Consider the following 19,041-nt stretch of genomic DNA (forward strand, 5'->3'; position numbering starts at 1 on the left):
CCTTGGCAAAAGGCAAGGAAATTGCACGAAAAAGGAGGTTGCATAGGCTGCGGGCCGGGGCCAACACCCTTTCGCAAAGGAGGGCATCATGCGGATCGTCTTGGGGATTGCCAGTGCTCTGGCGCTGTCGTGCAGTGCGGTTCAGGCCATGGCAAAGGGGCCGGAAAGCGGACCGGAAGCCCGCATGATCGCCACGATCGATGCCGAGCAGACCCGCACGCTGAAGTTCCTTGAAACGCTGGTCAACCAGAACTCGGGCAGCCGCAATCTGGAAGGCGTGCGCAAGGTGCGCGATCTGGTGATCCCTGAGTTTGCCGCGCTGGGCTTCGTTCCGCGCTGGATTCCCATGGAACACACCGGCCGCGCAGGCCATCTGGTGCTGACCCACAAGGGGCGCAAGGGCGCAAAGCGGCTTCTGCTGATCGGTCATCTTGATACCGTGTTCGAACCGGATTCCTCCTTTCAGACCTTCACGCTCAAAGATGACAAGGCCATCGGTCCCGGCGTGGGCGATGACAAGGGCGGCATTGCGGTGATCCTTGCGGCCGTGCGCGCGATGCAGGCGGCAGGCACGCTCAAAGGCGCCAACATCGAGGTCTTTCTGACCGGCGATGAGGAAGAGGCCGGATCGCCGACTGACGTGGCCCGCGCCGATCTGGTGGCGGCAGCCAGGGCCGCGGATGTGGCGCTCGATTTCGAAGGGTTGAGCCGCGTCGATGGCAGGGACATGGGCTCCATCGCGCGGCGCTCCTCGCAAAGCTGGGAACTGACGGTCGAGGCGCAATCGGGCCATTCCAGCGGCGTGTGGAGCGAGCTGGCTGGTGATGGCGCGATCTATGCCGCCGCAAGGATCATCACTGCCTTCCGCGAGGAACTGCCCCAACCCAACCTCACGCTCAATGTCGGCCTGATTGCGGGCGGGGCCGAGGCGGACGTGGCGCAGGACAAGGCCCATGTTTCGGCACAGGGCAAGACCAACATCATCGCCGGCAAGGCGGTGGCGCGCGGTGATCTGCGCACGCTTTCGCCAGAACAGAACCGGGCGGCGATGGCGAGGATGGAAGCCATCACGCAGCGCCCCTATCCCGGCGTGACGGCGGCACGCATCACCTTCAGCGAAGGCTATCCGCCCATGGCCCCGACCGAGGGCAACAAGGCCCTGCTGGCCCGGCTCAACGCGGTGAACGCCGCCCTGGGCCTGCCCGCGATGGAGCCGCTCGATCCGATGAAGCGGGGCGCGGGCGACATAAGTTTCGTGGCGCAATACATTGACGGGCTGGTGGGGCTTGGTCCCTATTCCACCGGCGATCATGCCCCCGGCGAAACAGTGGATGTGCCCAGCCTGTGGACGCAGGCGAAGCGCGCCGCCCTGCTGATGACGCGCCTTGCGGCAGAAAGATCAGCGCGCTGACCATGCCCGCACCCGCCAGCCCCTGCACCGGCGTGTGCCGCATTGCGCCGCACGACGGACTGTGCGCAGGCTGCGCACGCACCATCGGCGAGATCAGCGAATGGCCCGCCGCCAGCGCCGCGCGCAAGCGGGCGATCCTTGCCGCGGTGGCCCGCCGTCAGAGCGAGAGGATGAGATCCACATAACCATAGCGGGCATTGCCCGTGGCAGGCGCATTGGGCGCATCGCGCAGCACTCCGCGTTTCAGCAGTAGCGCCGCCCCTGCATCCACCTGCAGCAGCTTCGGCACGATCCAGTGCCGCACGCGCCCCTCGATCTGATGTCCCGCGAGCGGGCCTGTCACGCCTTGCGGATCGCGCACCCCGGTGGCGCCGAAGGTATCGCGCACGTTTTCAGCCCAGGCCGTGCGCCAGGCGATGAACGCATCGGTGCGCGGCGATGGCGTCACTTCCAGCCGGGCCGAGGGTGCGATGATGTTGCTGCGGCGGAAAGGGCCGTAAAGGCCGTTTGGCCCGAACTCGAACCGGCGTGCCGAATAAAGCGGGTCGAAGCGGGTGAAGCGTCCCGGCTTTCCGCCATCACCGCTGGCGGCGTCGAAGGCAGCGACGATGCGCGGGCGCCATGCCGTTGGCAGCGTGCGGCCAGCTTCGGCATGGATGAACCATGCCCGCACCTCCAGATCGGCCGTATCGCTGGCAAGCGTTGACCGGCGCGCCTTGCCCAGTTGCAGCGCGGCCTCAAGATCGTGATCCCAGCGCCCTTCGGCCGGAGCGCGGAAATGGCGCACTCCGAAAGTGCCGATGCGGCGGTTGGCCGTGGCAAGGCGCGGACTGTCCCGCTCGATCAAGCCGAAGGCGAATGGCTGCAAGGTGCCCCCCAGCACTTCGGGCAAGCTGCCGTGCGCCCCGAAGAAGACAACATCGAAGCTTTCGCGGTCCCACTTCACCCGGTCCGCCAGAATGCCCTCGCGGTCATCGGGCAGGCGCTGGTGGGGCAGCGCCAGCATGAGATCAAGCCTGCCTGCTCCCGCACCCGTTCCCCCCAGCGCAAGGTGCGCGCCGGTGAAGGCATTGGTGGTATTGCGGAAACGCTGGCGTGAAACCATGCGGCGATTGCCCAGATCGAGCGTGAACCGGCCCAGCCGGAGCAGGCCGCCATGGGCCAATGGCACCTGCACATTGGCCTGGATCAGTTCGAAGGCATTCACTTCGGCGGTGCTGGCGGATGACAGCGGGTTCTGCCCCCATGCCCTTGCATCCCACATCTCGGCCGCGAACCGCACCGCCCCCGCGTCATAGGTGAGCGCCAGTTCGCTGCGCAGCGAAAGCATGGTGTCGCTTTGCGGCGCAGGCGCAGGGCGGAACTGGCCGTCGATCGTTTCGAAGCGCAGGCGCGCCGATGCGGAAACGCTCAGCGACTCGCCTTGTGCCGCGGCAGGGGCGCTGATGCCCAGCCCCGCAAGAGTGCCCAGCGCTGACACGATCAGAGCATGACGCCGAACCATCTCGATCCCCAATATCTATCAAATCAGTAGAGTTTATGACAGGCTTTGCACCCGATTGCCAGCCCCTTCGTGCAGGTTTACGGCGCGGGTCATGCTCGAAGCCTTCACAACCTCGACCGCGATCGTCGCCCTCGCTGAAATCGGCGACAAGACGCAGTTGCTTGCCATCGTGCTGGCCGCGCGTTTCAAACGGCCCTTGCCCATCGTTCTGGGCATTCTGGCGGCCACGCTGGCCAACCATTTCCTCGCCGCGCTGCTGGGGGCAACGGCTGCGGCGTTTCTCGATGGCATGTGGTTCCGGCTGGCCATTGCCGTGGGTTTCGTGGCCATGGGCCTGTGGACACTGGTGCCCGACAAGCTGGACGAGGAAGAAGCCCCGCAGACCAGCGGCAGAGGCGCATTCCTTGCCACGCTTGTCGCCTTCTTTCTGGTCGAGATGGGCGACAAGACGCAGATTGCCACTATTGCCCTCGGTGCGCGGTTCAACGATGCACTGGCCGTCACGGCGGGCACCACGCTGGGCATGATGCTGGCCAATGTGCCCGCGGTCGTCTTCGGCAATGCCCTTATCCGGCGCGTCCCGCTCGATGTCGTGCGCATGGTGGCGGCGGCCCTGCTGGTGGCAACCGGCGCGTGGCTGTTCGTGCAGACGGTTGGCCCGTGGTGATAGCCTGATCGCTTTACCTGTTCGATTTTTGTTCTTACTCTGCCGGGATGAGCGAATCGATTCCGGCCAGCCGTGATGTGACTTTGTGCGATGCCCGCGCCGTGGCGCGGGGAATCTGCCGCCTGTTCGCGCGCAACGATATCTGGTGCCTTGCGGAAATGCCGCTGCGTTCGGGAAGGCGCGCCGATATCATGGGGATTGATGCCAGGGGGCAGGTGGTGATCGTCGAGATCAAGGTCAGCCGTGCCGATCTGCTCGGCGATGCCAAGTGGACGGACTATCTTGACCATTGCGACCGGTTCTACTGGGGCCTTGCCCCGCATCTCGATCGTGCGGCGCTGGAAACGGCGGATTTCCTGCCGGATGCCTGCGGGGTGATCGTGGCCGATGGCTATGACGCGGAAATCCTGCGGCCTGCGCCGATCTTGCCGCTGGCCGCCGCGCGCCGCAAGGCCGAGGTCGAACGGCTGGCCCGCACTGCCCTGCGCCGCCAGCTGGTCAGCCTTGATCCGGCCTGCGCCGTCTGGGGCCAGTAACCTGCGCCCGTCGGCCCCTGGTTATCTTTCCGGTCAGGACAGGCGCTTGATGCCCAGCGGCGGGATCAGCGCCAGAAGCGCCGCGCGCGCGGTGACGAACTCGTGCCAGAGCGCGGTTGCGGCCGCTGCCGGCGATACCCCGCGTGCCGACACTGCGAGCAGGGCGGCAAGGCCCGGCTCCATGATCGCAGCAAGGTCGTCCACCCCCTGCTGCGCCAGCTCATAGCGCCAGCCGCCCGTATCGCGCATGATCGCGGGAAAATTGCGCACTTCGGGCTTGCGGGTTTCTGGCTGAAGCCCTGCGAGCGAGCAGACCACGGCCGATGCATCAAGCAAGGCTGCCCATTTCATCGACATGGCATTGCCCGCCGCCTGACCGAACGCGATCTGCCGATTGCTGGTGGCAGCGCTGGAACGGCCGGTCGAATCGCTGGTCGGGGCGGAAGGTGTCTGCATGGCTCGCAGAGCTACGCCTGCGGCTGCTACCAAATTGCTAAACACCTGCGCACAGTCGGTCAAAGCGGCGCAGAAAATCGCTGGCAACCACGCCGCAGCGCTGCTAGGTGCGCCTCTGGCCCTGGCACCCGTAGCTCAGCTGGATAGAGCGTTGCCCTCCGAAGGCAGAGGTCACAGGTTCGAATCCTGTCGGGTGCGCCAGATTCTTCAAGTAAAATCAGGGAGTTGGCCGTTTGCGCCGACTCGGAAAAATCGGCTCGGTGCACAGTATGTGCACATAACACGGATTTCCGACCCTCCAGACCGATGGCGCAAACGAAAAACCGCCGGAAGGGCTGGCACCCTTCACAGCGGTCATTTCGATAGCGTAGAGGCTATTCTTCCCATTTACGCGACCCGCGAATCGGGTGCAAGGGCAAACCTTGCGGGAGGTGCTTCATGAGCATCTCCTTGGCACATAACGGGCTTCCACCCGGCGTCACTCACTTCAGTCTGGCTGATCTGATCGAGAAGATCGCGCCAGGGTCCCGCCGCGAGGAACGCCTGTCGGCGACCGCAGTGCGCGTCCTGAAGCACTACCTGCTCGGCTGCCGGTCGTCCGACTTTGAGCCTGGCAGGATTTGCGGGGTGTGGGAGCAACCGCAGACCACGGCTCAGACGCTGCGGATCTCGACGAAGGTCCTGCACAATGCCGAAGCCGAGCTGGAGCGCGGCGGGTTCATTGAGCGGACCCATGTTCCTCATGCACGCCGAACTGGTCAGCGCCGTGACGGCGTCATCGTCAGCCTCGCTGGGATCAGCCTTCGCCCGCTCATCGATGGCTTTGGCCGGTGGAAAGCCCGGCTAGAGGCGATGGAGCTGCATGAGCGGGCGATGGCTTCACTGCGGCATGAGATTGTCATGCTCGGCAGGGAGATCCGCGCGACGCAGGCGGCTTCGTTGATCGAGGAAGCAGAACGGATTCTGCCTCGCGGGCGCGTGTCCCGCATCAGCTCTGCCGAGAAGCTGGAAGCTTTGAAGGCCATGCTCGAGGCGCTGTTGGTGCAGCCAAAACTTCCCTCTGGTGACACGAAATCTTCCCACCGGACGGAAGAAATCTTCGCACCCAATATACCTGTCAAAGACTCGTTCAAAAACCGTAAGCGCGCGACCGGTGCTGACCGGTCGGACGAGGTCTCCCCGGCCTTGGCTGCAAGTCTTGCAAGCGCAGACTATCGAAGCCTCCTGCCATCCGATCGGGCACCGGGCTGGCCAGACATCGTCGATGCATCGGCGATCGCCTGCCGCTGGCACAATGTGTCGCAGCCGGCCTGGGCAGAGGCCTGCGAAAGGCTGGGTCGCGAGCGCGCGGCCCTCTGCCTCCTCGTCATCGACCGCAATGCGCGATTGCCAAGCGATCACCGCTACCGAGCGCGGTCAGGCAGGAAATGCCTAAGCGGGCTGCTGCGGAACGCCTCCAGCCTCTTGCCCATGATCAAGGCTGCCAAGGGCTATCCAGAAGGGATCTTGCCGGACCTTCAGTTCGAACCGGAGCTGTCAGCCCCCAGAGCCGGCCAGAGCTTTGCGGGTGCATGTCTGTCGGCCTTGGCGAAGCTCTCGGGGGAGGTGCAGCCATGACAGGAACGCGAACCACAAGCCTTTGGGCAGAGCTGGAGGCGGGCAACATCTGGTGGCCGTCCTACAAGCCCGGGCGAGACCCCGTTTTGAGCTGGCGTCATGCCGCCGCGATCCTGATGCGCGACATTGACCCGCAGCCGATCTTTGCTGCCCTGCCAGCGCTATTCGAGGGGATGTACGATCTCACTGCCGACGTGGTCTGCGACCAACTTTCAGTTCCTGACGGCCAGGTCCTTTGGCCTGTGTGGCTGGAAAGCTGGGTTAGCCATTTCGACCATTGGCACGATCCGGTCAGGCAACTGGTCGGGCAGCATTGTACCACTCCAGACGCCCAGGTCATTGCTGGCGTGCTGACGAGGCTGGACGGGGCCGCTTTCTGTGACTTCGTCCTTCACGCCTACGAGAGGGCGGTCATTCTGCGGTCACTCCGTGGCGCACCCACCGCCGATGATCCCCTGCCAATCGTCCAGACGATCGCGGATGCCGCACCGTTCGAGCGGCTCAGCTACGGCTTTTACCAGCGCTACTGCGCTGCACTGAGCCGGGAGGCGGAGCCTCCAGCGACCCTGATGTCGAGTTTGGATTTCGACCGGGCCGGAGACACCAACATATTCGGCGGAGACATCACATGAACCCCGTGCAGAACGCGATAATCACTTTCCGGCTGTTCGGCCGGTGGCACCCTGCAGGAAATGCCAAGCCACGTCATGACTCCCCGCCATCAGACCGTCAGTCACGAAGCAGCGCATATAGAAGTGCACACTCCACGCTGAATTCGAGCGGTGGCGAGGTGTGCGCAAACCCGCAGAAATCAGCCGTTCTAGGCCCTAGGCGCTGTTCTAGGGGCGCCCAAAAAGCAATCCAAAGCTGTGGCGCGCAGCAGCAAGGTCTTCTAGAACGAGCCTATATCAGTCACTTAGCTTCTAGACGCGTCGATCTCCTCGCAATCCTGGGGAGGGTCTGATGGCACAGGTCAATGTTGCCGTAGAGGACCGTGTCCTTGCCGCCCTCGACAGGGTTGCGCAGGCAAAATCGCTCAGTCGGCCCGAGCTTTTGCGCAAAGCAATCCATGAGCTGATCGAGGCGCACGACGCGGGGCGGCCAACCTTCCAGACCGAAGCTGCACCGAAGCTAGATGCGACTGTCAGCGGGCTGGTGCACCAGCTGCGCGAACTGGTGATGGAGCTGGACCGGGCGCAGGCGGACAATGCCCGAATGCTTGGCAAGCTGACCGAGAAGTGGAACGGAGGCGAAGAGGCCAATCGCATCGCCCAGGAGAAACTCCTCGCCCATTTCCGGGAGCAGGATCAGGCCAGTCTCTCGCCGTTCTACAAGAGGGCCGAGCAGCTCCTCGCTGCCTTCGAAGACCTTGCGCCGAACCTTCTCGGCGCGCTCGAGCCGCACCTCGCGAAGATCTCCGAACAGCTCGACAAGTCGATCGCACTCGCCAGCGAACCGCGGCAGATGAGATCCATCTACCTCGGCGACAACCGCTTTCTGTCGCTGAAGTTTCTGTCGGCATGTGGCGGTTTGATGCTCCTCATGGGCGCGCTCATCGCAACAATCCTGCCTACCCAGTTCGATGGCTGGTCGGTCTGGCAGTCAGGCAAGCTGATCGACCACCCTGCGAAAATGTGTCGGCTGATCGCCCGCAAATATGGTGTCACCGATTGCAGGGTCCCCGAGCAGGAGCGCGATCTCGGGCTGCGCGTCATTGCCCACGAGGACCGGCGATGATTACGCTCGCCTCGGTCGGATCGGCCTCATCGGCAGCGGAGTATTACTCGGCCGACAACTACTACACCGCTGACCAGACGCAGGATGCCAGCGCGTGGTTCGGCACGGGTGCCGAGGCGTTGGCCCTAACCGGCAAGGTCGAGGAACAGACCTTTGCAGCCGTGCTCGAAGGAAACCTGCCAGACGGATCGGTGATTGCCGGGAAGGACGGCGTGCACCGCCCCGGCGTTGACCTGACCTTCTCGGCGTCGAAGTCCGTGTCGCTGGTGGCGATGCTCGGCGGCGACAAGCGTCTGGTCGAGGCGTTGAAGGACTCTGTGACCGCGACATTGCGCTGGGCGGAGAAGAACATCGTCGAAGCGCGGGTGTGGGATGCAGCGCAAGGACGGCAGGTGCCGGAGCGCACCGGCAACCTGATCGCTGCGACATTCCTGCATGACGTGAACAGGAACGGCGAACCGCAGATGCACATCCATGCTGTCATCGCCAACGCGACGAAGGCCTCGGATGGCAAATGGCATGCGGTGCGCAATGACGAGCTCTACCGCGCCCAGCACGTCCTGTCGGCGGTGCACAATGCCGAACTGCGCAGCCGCGTCGAGGCTTTAGGCTACGAAACCGTGCCTGCTCGCAATGCCATTGATGGCGCATTCGAGATCAAGGGCGTGACCCGGGATGCGGTCGAAGCGTTCTCGACCCGCCGCGCCGAAATTCTTGCCGAACTGGCCAAGGAGGACCGGGGCAGTGCCCGCGAACGCGAATTGGCGGCGCTATCGACAAGGCGCGGGAAGGAGCTGGCGCCGGATGCGGCGCGGCAGGTCGCCGCTTGGAAAGAAACCGCTCGCGCAATCGGCTTCGATCCGGCTTGGCTGATCGAACACGCCATGGCACGCGCGGCAGGCGAACAGACGGTTTGGTCGCGGGTCGTCGACGGCATTCGCGGGATCGGCGAGCGCGGCATGGCGATTGCCAGCGTCATGGGGCTGACCCCGAAGGATGGCGACCCGCTGGTTCCGGAGCGGCTCGGACGCCTCGAACCAAAAGCCTTTGCCGCAGCGCAGGCGGTGGCGTCGGCGGCGCGGGAGTTGAGCGAACGCGAGGCGGCGTTCTCCCGCAACGATTTGATCCGGACAGCGCTTGAACGGCAGGGACCGGTCACCGTCGACATGATCGAAGCGCGGATCGATCTGTTGCAGCAGCGCGGGCTGTTGGTCGGCAGCGCTTCTGCGGATCGTGACTGCATGCTGACCACCGAACAGGCGCTGGCCATGGAGACGAAGGTCATCGCCCTCGCGCAAGCGGGCAAGGACAGCGTGCAGCCGATTGCGGACAAGGACGGCATCGTCGCGCGATTGCAGGAACAGGCACGGGCCATCGGACTTCGCCGACTCAATGCCGGGCAGGAGCAGGCTGGCGTCGCGATCCTCACCTCCAAAGACCGCATTCATCTGGTTCAGGGCGGCGCGGGTGTGGGGAAGTCGGCGGCGCTGGCTCCGGTCGCAGCCATTGCGCGTGAGGAGGGGCGGCAGGTCGTCGCGCTGTCCCATGTGGGCCGGATCGCACGGGAGTTTGGGGAGAAGACGGCCAGTCCGGCATCGACCGTCGATGCCTTTCTGGCCCGGTATGCCCGTGTCATCGATGGCAGTGCCAGCGCGGATAAGGTGGCAGCGGCAAGGGCGGAGCTGTCCGGTGCGCTGGTGATGGTGGATGAGGCGAGTCAGATCGGCACGGATCGGCTCGCGCGGCTGATCACCCTCACCAACCAGATGGACGTGGGCAAGCTGGTGCTCGCCGGCGACGTGAAGCAACTGCCGGCCATCGAGGCGGGCAAGCCCTTTGCCCAGCTTCAACAGCAAGATCTCAGGCAAAGCCCGATCACCGAGAACCTGCGGGCGCAGACCCCGCAGATGCAGGCTATCAACCGCGCGCTCGAAAAGGGTGATGTCGCCCAAGCCTTCGCCGCACTCAAACCTGCGACCATCGAAGTTGCGCCGGGCAAGATCGCGGGCATCGCCGCCGATATGTGGGCCGACCTGCCCAAGGAGCAGCGCGACAACACAATCCTGCTCGCGGCCGGGCGTGCGATGCGTAGCGCGGGCAATGCCGCTGCGCAGGCCTCGCTGATCGAGCGCGGCCAGATTGGTGCGAGGGGGATCAAGCTCGAGGTGCTCGACCGGGTCACCGTCACCCGCGAAGGCGCGCGGCAGTTGAAGGGCTACCACGAGGGGCGCGTTGTTGCCTTCGAGACCAACCTGACCAGACAGGGCTTGGCCCGCGGTGAGCGGGGAACGGTCATCGGCATCAAGGACGGTAAGGTCGAGCTAGCCATGCCCAATGGCGAAGTGCAGCGCTTCGATCCGGACCGTCTGCCCCGCAACCTCAAACACGATGCGGTCACTATCTTCGAGCGCAAGGAGATTGACCTCCACCAGGGCGACCGCATCCGCTGGACCGCCAAGGATGGGGCGCGCGGGCTGCTCAATGGCGACATTGCCCATGTCGCGCGGATCGATGGCGATACCATCACTGTGACGGCGAGCGACGGCAAGCTGCACGATCTTCCGCGCGGCGATCCGATGCTCGAACGGCTCGACCTCGCCTACGCCATCAACGTCCACGTCGCGCAGGGGATGACCGCGCAGAACGGCATCATCATGATGTCCGAGCGCGAGCGGATGCTCAACACCTCGGCCTCGTTCCTGGTCGCCGTGACCCGGATCGCGGAGAACGCGACGCTCGTGACCGACAACCCCGACCGGGTCGAGCGGCAGGTCGAGGCACGCTCCGGCGCCAAGACCAGCGCGCTCGAGACCGCGCCAGATCAGCCGAAGCAGGACCGCCGCATGACGGATGAGCACCGCATGCTGGCCGCTATCGGTGGCCCCGCATTCGCTCGAATGGTGCTGGAGAACAAGGAGCGTGAGCTTGAACTGGTACCGAGCCGTGGCCGCGAAGTCGGGCTCGAGCGAGACATCGAGCCAGGCCGCGACCTCGAGCGGGGTCGCTGACCATGTCGACATCCACGCATGACCACAATCGCACACCCTCACATGCCCACATGTGAACATGAGGACGCATCCACATGACCACGCCTTCACATCCCCACACCCGAACCGTCGCCATCATCAGTCAGAAGGGTGGCGCTGGAAAAACCACGCTCGCCATCCACCTCGCTGCGGCGGCCACCCGAGCGGGGCGGATCAGCCTGTTGATCGATACTGATCCGCAGGCCAGCGCGTCGCAATGGGCCGATTGGCGGCAGGGCACGCCCCCCGAGGTGATCGACAGCGCCCCGCCGCGCATCCCGGCCAAAATCGCGGCGGCCGCCCAACAGGGTGCTGAGCTGATCGTGATCGACACCCCGCCCCACGCGGACCTTACCGCCAGCAAGGCTGCCGAGTGTGCCGATCTGGTGCTCATCCCGTGCCGCCCCAGTGCCTTCGACCTTGCCGCGATGCGCACCACAATCCGTTTGGTTGAGCTGCTGGCGCGCCCCGCCTTCGTCGTGTTCACCGCCGGGCCTCCCCACGCGCCGCACATCTATGCCGACGCTCGCGAGCTGGTGGCAGGGTTCGGCGGTCAGACGTGTCCGATCATCCTGCCGGACCGCGCCGCCTATCGTCATGCAGTCGCTGGCGGGCAGACCGTGTTCGAACTCGATCCTAGCGGAAAGGCGGCGAGCGAGATCGAACAGCTTCACATGTGGGCATGTGAACAGCTCCACATGTCCACACGCTCACAGTCTCATGCCCACGAGAGGAAATCCGCATGAACCGCTTCGCCAACCTTGCCGACCGCACGCCCAAGGATGACGGTGCGGCGCCCCCGTCAACCGCACCAGCATCTGTCGTCGCTCAGGTCCCGACTCCGCCGAGCCGCGTCGGCCGCAAGGCGATCTCCGGCTACTTCGCGCCCGAGCTGTCGCTCGCTCTGCACACCTGTGCCCGGCGCAATGGTCTCAGCCTTCAAGACCTGATGGCCGAAGCCTTTGACGACGTCCTGCGCAAGTACGGCGAGAGCCCGATTGGGCGCTAGTCGATCCCTTGGCCGGGAGGGGAGAAAAAGGGGGTGTGGCGATGTGGGCATGTGTGATTGTGCGCATGTGAAAGTGTGAACATGAGGGCAGCTCCAGCGCAATCGAGCCGTCGAAGCCCCTCATCTACTGGAGAAACCCGATGCGACTGTTCCAATGGCTGACCGATCTATTCACAGGATCTAGCGACCCTCCGCAGCCCTCCGTGGACGAGGGCGTCTCCATGAACCCTGCCACCGGGCTCCCCATGACCGGGCCGGGAATCGGCGGTGTCGATGTCGGCGGCAATCCCTTCGGCCAGAATCTGGATCGCTGGGACGACCATCATCCCCATCGTGGCCATGATCATCATGCGCCGGGTTCGACCGGCAGCGGAATGGATCCTTGGTAGGCACTCTAGCTCTGGTCTGGCGTCTCAAAGCTGACGAGGTCCGGAGTCATCGGTATTCGAAAGGCCCAGTATGACCACCAACCAGCGCGCTGCGTCCGGCCTGCCCTTCATCGCGCGTCCGGCGACTACCGTGATCGAGCGGGTCGCGTTTTCCGTTATCCGCCATTGGCGCTGGACCGGAATTGTCGTGTCCAGCATGCTCACTGCCAGCTTGATGCTGTTGTCGATCACGTTGGCAGCAGGGCTTCACGCGGAAGAGCCAATCCTCTCCGGTACCATCGGTTTCCTGCTCGCGATCCTGCTTATCGCGGTGCCTGTCTGGCACGTGTCTCGCCTTGAGCTGCGCGCCGCCCCCGCATGGATGATCCGTGCGGCACTGGCCACCACCACCGACAACGAGCGTGCCTTCCTGTTTGAGCGCCTCCTGCAACTCGCCACATCAGAATGGCGCTTCGATCCAATCAGCTGCGGCGCGCTGTTCTATTTGTACCGAGAAGCAAAGCTCAACTTTGGTGATCTCATCTCGCAAGAAGGCGAACGGCTCATGTCGCAGCGAGAAGAGCAGGTTGAGGCGTTGCGAAAAGTCGCCATTGCAACAAAGACCTAGTCTATTGTCTTCACTTGCGCGGCATTGAAAAACGGCACGCAGGAGGTATGCGGCTGCATAGCTCTTCCGCTGTCGCTTCTTGCCACCCCTCAGGGATCATTTCGCACCGCCCTTGCCCTTGGCAGGCTTGTCAGCGGCCAGTTTTTTCACCTTGGCGGTCGCCTCGATGAAATGCTGCTCCACGGCACTCGGCGCGTTGATAGCGCGGCTGTGCCAACGGTCGTATTCGGCATCGACATGGCGCTGCGCGTGTTTGGCGGAAACCCGGCCCGCGCCATCGAGCAGCGGGTGATCGCCCAGCTTGAGGAAGTCGTCCAGCTTGGCGATCCAGTCGGCCATGTGCATCGGCTTGCGGTTCTTCGCCATGGCCTCGGCAAATTCCAGGAAGGCGACGGTGATGCGGTTCAGCGTCTCTATCTCCTCATCCTGCAGATAGTTCTTGGCGATCTGCGCATCCTGCTTGGTGGGCAGGCGCCCCCGCTTCTCGCCGGGCCAGCTGGTCAGCCCCATCATCGGCTTGGCGGCATCGGCGCGGGCCAGTTTGGTTTCCGCTGCCGTCTGGCCATGGGCAGCGTGGTGCATCTTATTCTGCACCGTCTGGAAGAACTGCTGGCTCGTCTCGGCCTTGGGATCATAGTCCACGGCGGTGGCGTAGATATCGAGCACCTTCTTGTAGAACAGCTTTTCCGACGCACGAATGTCGCGGATCCGGGCGAGCAGCTCTTCGAAATAGTCGTTGTCCGGCTCTTTCAGGCGCTCGTCGTCCATGACGAAGCCCTTGACCAGATACTCGCTCAGCGCCTCTGACGCCCAGCGCCTGAACTGCATGCCCCGCAGCGAACGCACGCGGAAGCCGACCGCGAGGATCATTTGCAGGTTGTAGAGCAGGATCTGACGGGAAACCTTGCGTTTTCCCTCGGTCTGAACTGTCAAGTTTTCTTTGACAGTTGCCGATTCCTCCAGCTCACCATCTTCAAGGATGTTCCGAACATGGAGGCTGATGCTCTGTTTGGTGGTCTGGAACAGCTCGGCCATTTCGGCCTGGCTCAGCCAGACACTGCCGTCCCTCGCCCGAAGGCGAATGACGGTGACTCCGTCTTCCGTCTGGTACTGGATGATTTCCCCGGACATCAGTAGCCGAGCTCCTTAAAATAGCCGTCATCGCTCAACGCTTGACCAACATTCAATCATCGCTGACGGAGATTTCACCGCCGTGGCGTTTGTCCATTACGACGCGCCTCGCTGTGCTTCCTCAAGGCGTTCCACACCGCGGTAAGGCACCATCTTTGCTAAAGAGCCTATGAGTTCGGCTGAGCGGCCGGCAATCACCAGCGAGCGTGCAGCCGACGCCTCATTCATCCGCCTAACTTGATCTGCATCCACTGTGACTACCTCGACGCGCCGGCCCCCAGCAAGTTGGCCCACAGCGATATCCCATGTCAGGGGTACAAATAGGGTTGGTTTCGACATGCTGCCGTCAGGCAGCTTGAAGCGGGCGGTGGCGCCGGGGACATCGGTGACGATGAAGCTTTTTCGAGAATTTGCTACCTTGTAGATGGCTAGACCCATCTGTTCGAACGCCGCAAGAACCTCTGCGCTTGGTTTGGCCGCTTGGGCCATCACGGTCGCATTCTTCCGAATCTTTTCCTCGAGGTTCTCCTCGTTGGCATCTCCACCTGTCTCCAATCGGATCGCCTTGATCTTGGCGGCGGTTTGCCGAACGAGCTCATCGAAGTTCATCTGCTCGGCAAACGCGGCAATCGCTCCCGGCGTCCGCTTTAGATGAAAATAGAAGAAATGACTCCAAAACTCCCATGCGCCGGCATCGAGTTCTGGTTCCCGGCCGCCCCTGACGATTGCCGCGAGGCCATTTATAAAAGCCGCGCCAACACCTTCCAAGTTCGAAAAGAAGGTCTCAAGCGCAACATCCTTCTCACCGTTGCCTTGGACGAAGGTATATAAATCCTTCTCCACAAACAGGTTCTGAGTGCTCGTCTTACGAGTATCGCCCGGCATCAGATCGCGGCGCCAGAACCATAATTGACCGTCGTCATCGGCGAAATGCCGAAGCATCATTTGCGGAATGAAATGGTGCCGTTTCGGACGCGCCGTTTTTTTGGTCATTGGTGCGCTGAGAAGTCAGTCAAATATTCGGCGCGGGGCGACAGACGATTCAAATCGGTCCAATGCATCTTCGACCTCCTCGTCCTGCCAGCCGTCGCCTGCCATACGATCATGGTCGAAAACAAGGAGCGAGATCGTCATCTCGTAGCGGTCGGCGAAGATCGCGATCTCGCGAACCGCTGCCGAATGCCAAACGCCAGGCGGTAGGACCGTCCCTTCGTTCCGCTGCGCTGTACCGCCAAGGGCGGCAACGGACCTGGCTGGCAGTTCCATGCCCGAGGGATAGTAGATTCGTGCTCGTTCGGCCGCCTTGCTCCGCCGGCACCAAGAAATAAAGCCATTGGTGGCGACGACGACTGCAGCGCACCGCTCGGTGGCTTCGATCCACTTTAATGCAGCCGCCGTATAAGAGACCCCATAGCGATCGGCGCAATGGCGCAGCAGATCCAGGCTCATCGCCGCGGATGCGACCTGGGCCCGAAAGTCGTCCAATGGCATTAAGAGATACGATGCGAACTCGTCAGCTTCACGCTCCTGCTGGCGCAGAGCGGCTTGGCCGGCTTCTCCGAGCACATCGCGCTGGCCGCATTCAAAGCCGGCAGGCGCATGCTCCCGATGTGCGAAATAGTGCCCGAGCTCGTGGGCCTGGGTGTAATTGATACGGCCCGGCGAAGTGATGGTGGGATTGAAGAGAATCGCCCAACCACCCTTCTTCCTCAACGGATAGAGCGCACCCTCAAAAGTCGGAACGTCGGCTTCCACGATCTTAAGCACCGGATCGGTGAAGCGCGTTGTGTACTCCATTGCTATGCGTTCCACGGACACGGGGAAATGCGGGCCCCACATCTGGCTGAGCATTACCGCCCAACCCCGGTGACTGGTCGGGTCAGTCGTCCTCATCAAGCACGTCGAGGATTTTTTTTATTTTGTCCTTCACCGCCGGATCCGCCTTTTGGAATTTTCGAAAAAAGGCGCGATCATGGATGTCGTCAGTTGGCGCGGCCGCGGTGGCGTCGATCAGATAGTCGGCAGTGACGCCTAAAGCCGCCGCGATACGATCAAGCTTCTCGGCCGATGGCCTTGCTACATCCTTGTTTTCAATCTCCCACATATAGCTTTTCGAGCTGCCGGTTGCCTTTGCAAGCTCTTCGAGGGTCAAACCCTTTCCGCGGCGCAGCTCGTTGATTTTCGTTCCGAGCGCCGATGCCATTGATCCTCCTTACAAACGTTCTGTTCGGTCTTAACCTAACGCGACGTACTTGACAACCGAACTCGGTTTCGCCATACTTTTCATATTGCGACACCGAACCTCGCTCGATGGTCGGATCGCGAGATGAACTGCGGGACGTCGGCGGCGCAGTTTTCATACTAGCCGACAAAACAGCCACTTTTGGAGAATTTGAAATGGCTGAACTGGACGATGACGACAACAAGAAAGGCAAGGACAAGACGGTGACAATCATCGTCGAGGCAACGCCGCACGAATGGCCGAAAGGCTCGAAAATCAGCTACGCCGAGGTGGTGACGCTCGAGTTCCCGGATTTCCCGCAGCATCCTGAGCGCACCTACTCGGTGACCTACCGCAAGGGCGAAGGAAAGAAGCACGAAGGGATCTTGGCGCCTGGCGCATCGGTGAAGGTGAAGGACGGGATGGAATTCAATGTTACCGACACTGGTCAGTCGTAACCACGACATCCGGCGCTTGGTCGAGCGGGGATATGCCGTCACATTCGACAGCAACTATCTCGTTGTGCGGGATATCCCCTACCTCGATGAGCAACGCGCCCTGAAGTGGGGAGCAATCGCAACCCTTCTGGTATTCATTGACGAAGCGAGGGTCCAGCAGCAGAACCATCAGGTTTCATTCGCGGGCGGAGTGCCTCACGGTCTCGACGGCCGGCCGATTCCCAATCTCGGCGACACGCCGCACAGCGTGCCGCTCAGCAAGACGGAACCCTTGGTCACAGTCGAGCGCCAGTTTTCGAACAAGCCGAATGACGACTACGTAGATTTCTTCGACAAGATCGAGCGCTACGTGGCGATCATCTCCGGTCCCGCCATGGAGCTGTACGACGTCACGCCGCTCACGTTCCACGTCTATGGCGAGGGGGCCGACAACAGCGTATTCAAGTTTAGGGACATGCTGACAGCCCGCGCAGAGATCAGCGATCTTGCTGCAGCATTCAGGGACGAAATCGTCGCCATCATCGGCCTTGGCGGAACCGGCGGCTACGTTCTGGATTTTATGGTAAAGACGCCGACGCGCGAGGTTCGCGGCTATGATGCCGACGGCTACCACGTCCACAACGCCTACCGGTCGCCCGGCCGTCTTGACGTCGCCGAGCTCGGACTGCCGAAGGCGGAAGTCTTCGCGGCTCGTTACGAGAATTTCCGACATGGTCTGAAGATTGAGACGAAGTTTATCGATGCCGATAGCCATGAGGAGCTGGATGGCGTCACATTTGCTTTCGTCTGCGTCGACAAAGGTACCGCGCGCGCCGCCATCATAGATCTGCTGATCGCGAAGGGGATCTCGTTCATCGACGTTGGTATGGGGCTGGCGCGTCGCAACGGATCGATCAAGGGCAGCATGCGTGTGACGCATTTCCCACGTGACCGCGGCGCGGAGATAAAGGCAATGCAGCTCGCTCCGACGCATGATGCGCAAGACGACATCTACAAGGCGAACATCCAAATTGCCGAGCTGAACGCGTTGAACGCGAGCCTCGCCGTGATCCTCTACAAGAAGCATCTCGGCTTCTATGTCGATGACGAGCCGCTCTATAATCTACTTTTCGAACTTGGTGACATGCACGCTGTGAGGCAGGGCGATGAGGATTGAGCTGCGCCGTGTCGAGTTCATGCCGAAAGAGCTTGAGCCCAACGTTCTCTACGTCTCCGAGAAGTACCGGACAGCCGCGCATCTTTGTGCCTGCGGTTGCGGCAACAAAATTCGAACACCGCTTGGGCCGACGGCATGGTCGGTCGTGGCCGGTCGCCGGGGCCCTTCGCTCTGGCCCTCAGTGGGTAGTTGGCAGCGGCCGTGCCGCTCACACTACGTAATCCGCGACGGCGAGATCCATTGGGCAGGTCAATGGAACGATGCCGAAGTCCAGCAAGGGCGTCTGAGGGAACATACCGCACGTGAAGCCTATTTCGCCGCGCGGGCGCGGAGTTCGTATGCGCGCAGGCTCTGGGCATGGCTCAAGGCGCTGTTTGGTGGTCGCTGAGGCCTTCACTGGGCAAGCGATGCCGATCTCGACGGGCATTGGCAATTGGTCGAGCCGTCACGGCCCAACCGGTAAGATACCGGGCAGGCCGGAGGGCGAAGAATTTTTGCAGAATTTGGTCGACTTTCCGGCCGCCGCCGATTTTCAGCTGTTTTGCGATGTATGGAGCTGTTCGAGGCCCCTCGCATGTTAGCAGGGGAAGCTGTGATGACCGTTGGTGAAGTCGGGCTTCGCGGGCATAGGACGACTGCCCCCGCCGCAGCAGAGGCAGTCCGGCCCTCCCGCTTAACAGATGTCCTTCGGAGCCAGCCATTGCGTTACGAGCGCTTCCGGTCCGAGACAGCCGGGGGCTTAGCAGTTGCTTACGAGGCCGTCTCACCTCGCCGATCCCCGCTCTGCCTTTCGGACTCGGGTGCTGCTTTGATCGGACCCCTGCTGGTTGCAGCATTGGATCGCGCCGCCAGAGTGTTTAGCCAACCCGACGCGACCGCCAGACCATCCAAGACTTGCAATGTGGTTTCTGATGGCTCTCACTTAGCAGGGGTAGTTTCAAGGAACGAGTGGGGAACGGCAGTTTCTTCCAGTTCTCTACAAAATGCGGCGGAGAAGATCTGAACTCGGTGCAAACCTAGTGTATCCATCCGGTGAAGGCCGCACCCGTTTCAGTTAGCGGTCACTGGGTTTGATGATGCGTTTTGCTGCGGCGTTACGACGAGCGGCGATCCGGC

21 protein-coding genes and 1 tRNA gene are annotated in these 19,041 nt (G+C 62.5%); 16 read left to right on the forward strand and 6 right to left on the reverse strand.

The features are described from left to right. The first annotated feature begins 88 nt into the window (after window positions 1–88). Both DKM43_RS12910 and DKM43_RS12915 read left to right on the forward strand, forming a co-directional pair. Window positions 89–1,411, forward strand: coding sequence for a M20/M25/M40 family metallo-hydrolase (locus DKM43_RS12910; RefSeq protein WP_109798908.1), 1,323 nt, complete (start codon window positions 89–91; stop codon window positions 1,409–1,411). A 2-nt stretch (window positions 1,412–1,413) separates the two neighbouring features. Next, window positions 1,414–1,596, forward strand: coding sequence for a DUF1289 domain-containing protein (locus DKM43_RS12915; RefSeq protein WP_109798909.1), 183 nt, complete (start codon window positions 1,414–1,416; stop codon window positions 1,594–1,596). Here DKM43_RS12915 and DKM43_RS12920 read toward each other — a convergent pair. Further along, window positions 1,569–2,915 carry an alginate export family protein gene (locus tag DKM43_RS12920; RefSeq protein ID WP_109798910.1) on the reverse strand — a complete coding sequence of 449 codons (1,347 nt, stop codon included), beginning with the start codon at window positions 2,913–2,915 and terminating at the stop codon, window positions 1,569–1,571. The genes DKM43_RS12915 and DKM43_RS12920 overlap by 28 nt on opposite strands. A gap of 91 nt (window positions 2,916–3,006) precedes the next feature. Between DKM43_RS12920 and DKM43_RS12925 the strand changes: the two genes are divergently transcribed. Together DKM43_RS12925 and DKM43_RS12930 are read left to right on the forward strand one after the other, a co-directional pair. Then, entirely contained in the window at window positions 3,007–3,582 is a 576-nt protein-coding gene (locus DKM43_RS12925; protein ID WP_109798911.1) for a TMEM165/GDT1 family protein, read from the forward strand. Window positions 3,583–3,629: 47 nt separating this feature from the next. Beyond that, window positions 3,630–4,118, forward strand: a complete 489-nt coding sequence (locus DKM43_RS12930) for an MmcB family DNA repair protein (RefSeq protein WP_109798912.1) — start codon at window positions 3,630–3,632, stop codon at window positions 4,116–4,118. Between the two features lie 33 nt (window positions 4,119–4,151). On the opposite strand, the gene DKM43_RS12935 is transcribed toward DKM43_RS12930, so the two are convergent. Continuing rightward, a complete protein-coding gene (locus DKM43_RS12935) occupies window positions 4,152–4,574 on the reverse strand; it encodes a hypothetical protein (protein ID WP_109798913.1) in 423 nt (140 codons plus the stop codon). 124 nt (window positions 4,575–4,698) lie between these two features. Here DKM43_RS12935 and DKM43_RS12940 point away from each other — a divergent pair. The 9 genes from DKM43_RS12940 to DKM43_RS12980 all read left to right on the forward strand — a co-directional run bounded on the left by DKM43_RS12940 (window position 4,699) and on the right by DKM43_RS12980 (window position 12,959). Then, window positions 4,699–4,775: transfer RNA gene (locus DKM43_RS12940), tRNA-Arg, on the forward strand. A 237-nt stretch (window positions 4,776–5,012) separates the two neighbouring features. Continuing rightward, window positions 5,013–6,191, forward strand: coding sequence for a replication initiation protein RepC (repC, locus tag DKM43_RS12945; protein WP_109798914.1), 1,179 nt, complete (start codon window positions 5,013–5,015; stop codon window positions 6,189–6,191). Next, window positions 6,188–6,823: a hypothetical protein gene (locus DKM43_RS12950; RefSeq protein ID WP_109798915.1), complete on the forward strand. Its 636-nt coding sequence runs from the start codon at window positions 6,188–6,190 to the stop codon at window positions 6,821–6,823. Before repC ends, DKM43_RS12950 begins: the two co-directional genes overlap by 4 nt. A gap of 331 nt (window positions 6,824–7,154) precedes the next feature. After that, on the forward strand, window positions 7,155–7,928 hold the full coding sequence (locus DKM43_RS12955; protein WP_109798916.1) for a hypothetical protein: 774 nt from the start codon (window positions 7,155–7,157) through the stop codon (window positions 7,926–7,928). Next, window positions 7,925–10,936 (forward strand): MobF family relaxase, encoded by a 3,012-nt coding sequence (gene mobF, locus DKM43_RS12960; RefSeq protein ID WP_109798917.1) that lies wholly within the window; start codon window positions 7,925–7,927, stop codon window positions 10,934–10,936. Before DKM43_RS12955 ends, mobF begins: the two co-directional genes overlap by 4 nt. A gap of 74 nt (window positions 10,937–11,010) precedes the next feature. Further along, window positions 11,011–11,700, forward strand: a complete 690-nt coding sequence (gene parA / locus DKM43_RS12965; RefSeq protein ID WP_109798918.1) for a ParA family partition ATPase — start codon at window positions 11,011–11,013, stop codon at window positions 11,698–11,700. Then, window positions 11,697–11,963 carry a ribbon-helix-helix domain-containing protein gene (locus DKM43_RS12970; RefSeq protein WP_109798919.1) on the forward strand — a complete coding sequence of 89 codons (267 nt, stop codon included), beginning with the start codon at window positions 11,697–11,699 and terminating at the stop codon, window positions 11,961–11,963. The genes parA and DKM43_RS12970 overlap by 4 nt, the downstream gene beginning before the upstream one ends. 221 nt (window positions 11,964–12,184) lie before the next feature. Beyond that, on the forward strand, window positions 12,185–12,352 hold the full coding sequence (locus DKM43_RS16585; protein ID WP_201739869.1) for a hypothetical protein: 168 nt from the start codon (window positions 12,185–12,187) through the stop codon (window positions 12,350–12,352). Window positions 12,353–12,422: 70 nt separating this feature from the next. Next, complete coding sequence (locus DKM43_RS12980; protein WP_109798920.1) at window positions 12,423–12,959, forward strand: hypothetical protein; 537 nt, start codon at window positions 12,423–12,425, stop codon at window positions 12,957–12,959. 96 nt (window positions 12,960–13,055) lie between these two features. Here the strand turns inward: DKM43_RS12980 and DKM43_RS12985 are convergent, their stop codons facing one another. The 4 genes from DKM43_RS12985 to DKM43_RS13000 all read right to left on the reverse strand — a co-directional run bounded on the left by DKM43_RS12985 (window position 13,056) and on the right by DKM43_RS13000 (window position 16,293). Continuing rightward, entirely contained in the window at window positions 13,056–14,090 is a 1,035-nt protein-coding gene (locus tag DKM43_RS12985; protein WP_109798921.1) for a virulence RhuM family protein, read from the reverse strand. Window positions 14,091–14,186: 96 nt separating this feature from the next. Then, window positions 14,187–15,083, reverse strand: a complete 897-nt coding sequence (locus DKM43_RS12990; RefSeq protein WP_109798922.1) for a DUF4238 domain-containing protein — start codon at window positions 15,081–15,083, stop codon at window positions 14,187–14,189. Between the two features lie 15 nt (window positions 15,084–15,098). Next, a complete protein-coding gene (locus DKM43_RS12995) occupies window positions 15,099–15,887 on the reverse strand; it encodes an ImmA/IrrE family metallo-endopeptidase (protein WP_161554090.1) in 789 nt (262 codons plus the stop codon). Between the two features lie 82 nt (window positions 15,888–15,969). Next, a complete protein-coding gene (locus DKM43_RS13000; RefSeq protein ID WP_109798924.1) occupies window positions 15,970–16,293 on the reverse strand; it encodes a helix-turn-helix domain-containing protein in 324 nt (107 codons plus the stop codon). A 194-nt stretch (window positions 16,294–16,487) separates the two neighbouring features. Between DKM43_RS13000 and DKM43_RS13005 the strand changes: the two genes are divergently transcribed. The 3 genes from DKM43_RS13005 to DKM43_RS13015 are packed head-to-tail and all read left to right on the forward strand — an operon-like array spanning window position 16,488 to window position 18,313. After that, window positions 16,488–16,769, forward strand: a complete 282-nt coding sequence (locus tag DKM43_RS13005; protein ID WP_109798925.1) for a multiubiquitin domain-containing protein — start codon at window positions 16,488–16,490, stop codon at window positions 16,767–16,769. Then, window positions 16,744–17,925 (forward strand): ThiF family adenylyltransferase, encoded by a 1,182-nt coding sequence (locus DKM43_RS13010; RefSeq protein WP_109798926.1) that lies wholly within the window; start codon window positions 16,744–16,746, stop codon window positions 17,923–17,925. The genes DKM43_RS13005 and DKM43_RS13010 overlap by 26 nt, the downstream gene beginning before the upstream one ends. Further along, window positions 17,915–18,313: a DUF6527 family protein gene (locus DKM43_RS13015; protein WP_109798927.1), complete on the forward strand. Its 399-nt coding sequence runs from the start codon at window positions 17,915–17,917 to the stop codon at window positions 18,311–18,313. Before DKM43_RS13010 ends, DKM43_RS13015 begins: the two co-directional genes overlap by 11 nt. Window positions 18,314–19,041 lie beyond the last annotated feature (728 nt).

The sequence above is a fragment of the Novosphingobium meiothermophilum genome (genome assembly GCF_003171715.1).
GTDB classification, from domain to species: domain Bacteria; phylum Pseudomonadota; class Alphaproteobacteria; order Sphingomonadales; family Sphingomonadaceae; genus Novosphingobium; species Novosphingobium meiothermophilum.

Excerpts from the sequence above, each read along its gene's own strand:
- DKM43_RS12970 (WP_109798919.1), top strand. The coding sequence starts at position 11,697 with ATGAACCGCTTCGCCAACCTTGCCGACCGCACGCCCAAGGATGACGGT.
- DKM43_RS16585 (WP_201739869.1), top strand. The coding sequence starts at position 12,185 with ATGAACCCTGCCACCGGGCTCCCCATGACCGGGCCGGGAATCGGCGGT.
- DKM43_RS12955 (WP_109798916.1), top strand. The coding sequence starts at position 7,155 with ATGGCACAGGTCAATGTTGCCGTAGAGGACCGTGTCCTTGCCGCCCTC.
- DKM43_RS13015 (WP_109798927.1), top strand. The coding sequence starts at position 17,915 with ATGAGGATTGAGCTGCGCCGTGTCGAGTTCATGCCGAAAGAGCTTGAG.
- parA (WP_109798918.1), top strand. The coding sequence starts at position 11,011 with ATGACCACGCCTTCACATCCCCACACCCGAACCGTCGCCATCATCAGT.
- DKM43_RS12950 (WP_109798915.1), top strand. The coding sequence starts at position 6,188 with ATGACAGGAACGCGAACCACAAGCCTTTGGGCAGAGCTGGAGGCGGGC.
- DKM43_RS12920 (WP_109798910.1), bottom strand. The coding sequence starts at position 2,915 with ATGGTTCGGCGTCATGCTCTGATCGTGTCAGCGCTGGGCACTCTTGCG.
- DKM43_RS12910 (WP_109798908.1), top strand. The coding sequence starts at position 89 with ATGCGGATCGTCTTGGGGATTGCCAGTGCTCTGGCGCTGTCGTGCAGT.
- DKM43_RS12990 (WP_109798922.1), bottom strand. The coding sequence starts at position 15,083 with ATGACCAAAAAAACGGCGCGTCCGAAACGGCACCATTTCATTCCGCAA.
- DKM43_RS13000 (WP_109798924.1), bottom strand. The coding sequence starts at position 16,293 with ATGGCATCGGCGCTCGGAACGAAAATCAACGAGCTGCGCCGCGGAAAG.
- repC (WP_109798914.1), top strand. The coding sequence starts at position 5,013 with ATGAGCATCTCCTTGGCACATAACGGGCTTCCACCCGGCGTCACTCAC.
- DKM43_RS13005 (WP_109798925.1), top strand. The coding sequence starts at position 16,488 with ATGGCTGAACTGGACGATGACGACAACAAGAAAGGCAAGGACAAGACG.
- DKM43_RS12925 (WP_109798911.1), top strand. The coding sequence starts at position 3,007 with ATGCTCGAAGCCTTCACAACCTCGACCGCGATCGTCGCCCTCGCTGAA.
- DKM43_RS12980 (WP_109798920.1), top strand. The coding sequence starts at position 12,423 with ATGACCACCAACCAGCGCGCTGCGTCCGGCCTGCCCTTCATCGCGCGT.
- DKM43_RS12985 (WP_109798921.1), bottom strand. The coding sequence starts at position 14,090 with ATGTCCGGGGAAATCATCCAGTACCAGACGGAAGACGGAGTCACCGTC.
- DKM43_RS12935 (WP_109798913.1), bottom strand. The coding sequence starts at position 4,574 with ATGCAGACACCTTCCGCCCCGACCAGCGATTCGACCGGCCGTTCCAGC.
- mobF (WP_109798917.1), top strand. The coding sequence starts at position 7,925 with ATGATTACGCTCGCCTCGGTCGGATCGGCCTCATCGGCAGCGGAGTAT.
- DKM43_RS12995 (WP_161554090.1), bottom strand. The coding sequence starts at position 15,887 with ATGGAGTACACAACGCGCTTCACCGATCCGGTGCTTAAGATCGTGGAA.
- DKM43_RS13010 (WP_109798926.1), top strand. The coding sequence starts at position 16,744 with ATGTTACCGACACTGGTCAGTCGTAACCACGACATCCGGCGCTTGGTC.
- DKM43_RS12915 (WP_109798909.1), top strand. The coding sequence starts at position 1,414 with ATGCCCGCACCCGCCAGCCCCTGCACCGGCGTGTGCCGCATTGCGCCG.
- DKM43_RS12930 (WP_109798912.1), top strand. The coding sequence starts at position 3,630 with ATGAGCGAATCGATTCCGGCCAGCCGTGATGTGACTTTGTGCGATGCC.